This window comes from Argonema galeatum A003/A1 (assembly GCF_023333595.1).
Lineage (GTDB): Bacteria > Cyanobacteriota > Cyanobacteriia > Cyanobacteriales > Aerosakkonemataceae > Argonema > Argonema galeatum.
This window is the reverse complement of sequence record NZ_JAIQZM010000091.1, coordinates 1-1,582: the sequence shown is the minus strand read 5'-3', so window position 1 is coordinate 1,582 and position 1,582 is coordinate 1. Positions and strand designations below refer to the sequence as shown.

The following is a 1,582-nucleotide window of genomic DNA, read 5'->3' as shown; positions in this document are numbered from 1 at the left end:
ACTCCAACAACGTCAGCGTCCTATTAGGGACAGGGACAGGCAGTTTTGGCGCTGCTACCAACTTTGCTGTGGGGACTACTCCCGCTTCCGTCACCGTAGGAGACTTCAACGGCGATGGGAAATCCGACATCGCGGCGGCGAACCGTGACTCCAACAACGTCAGCGTGCTGCTCAATAACAACCAACCCACTGCAACGCGCACCATCATTGATAATGACCCAGTAAGCGTTGAGTTTTCTGCGGCTACTTATCAAGTTAATGAAAATGGTACGGTAGTTGGTGTTGCAGTTACTATCAATCGCACTGGTGATGCACTCAGTCCCGGTAGTGTAGATGTGCAGTTTACTGATGGAACTGCTACGGGTGGAACTGATTTCACTAACACCACTCAAACTATCAACTTTCTTAGCAACGAAACAACTAAAACTGTTGTCGTTCCCATCACTGACGATAACTTAGTGGAAGGGAATGAAAATCTTACCCTGACTTTAATTAATCCTTCGGCCAATTTCGTCTTAGGTACGCAGACAAATTCAACTCTAACTATTGTCGATAACGATAACCTCACCGCCACCATCGCCGCTGGTGCTACACCCACCGAAAGTGGCCCCACCAACGGCACATTTGTCATTACCTTAAATAGCCCAGCCCCAGCAGGTGGGATAACCATCAACTTCGCCCTCGCCGGAACCGCTACCACCACCACCGACTACAGCATCGCCGCCGGAAGCAACATTAGCGCCGTCACCGCCACCAGCTTCACTATCGCCGCCGGACAAACCAGCGCCGTCTTAAACGTTACTCCCGTTGACGATACAGTTATTGACCCCAGCGAAACCGTTCAACTCACCCTCAACAGCGGTACAGGTTACACCGTCGGTGCAGCAAATAACGCCAGCCTGACAATTATTGACAATGACCCAGTAATCAGTATGACCGCTGGCACCGCCCCCAGCGAATCTGGCCCCACCAACGGCATCTTCAACATCAGCCTCAACGCCGCTTCACCTACACCGATTACCGTCAGCTTTGACACCACAGGTAGTACCGCCACTTCTGCTACTGACTACAGTTTTGACCTCGCAACTAGCACGGGGATTACTGCGATTACTGCTTCCAGTTTTACCATTGCGGCGGGAGTCACCAGTGCTACCTTAGTCGCCAAACCAGTAGATGATGCGGTAATTGAAGCGGGTGGGGAAACAGTAAAAGTCAACCTGCTGTCGGGTACTGGCTACACCCTCGACACCGCCACCGCCACCACTACCTTCGCTGCTGCTACCAACTTTGCTGTGGGGACTAATCCCTATTCCGTCACCGTGGGAGACTTCAACGGTGATGGCAAAACCGACATCGCGGCGGCGAACCGTACCTCCAACAACGTCAGCGTCCTATTAGGGACAGGGACAGGCAGTTTTGGCGCTGCTACCAACTTTGCTGTGGGGAATAGTCCCCTTTCCGTCACCGTGGGAGACTTCAACGGCGATGGGAAAACCGACATCGCGGCGGCGAACTTTAACTCCAACAACGTCAGCGTCCTATTAGGGACAGGGACAGGCAGTTTTGGCGCTGCTACCAACTT

The 1,582-nt window shown here is 52.7% G+C and carries 1 protein-coding gene; it reads left to right on the top strand.

Annotation, left to right across the window (positions count from 1 at the left end):
- Positions 1-1,582: FG-GAP-like repeat-containing protein (locus tag LAY41_RS32510; RefSeq protein ID WP_275974502.1), on the top strand; the 1,582-nt coding region annotated here is incomplete at both ends.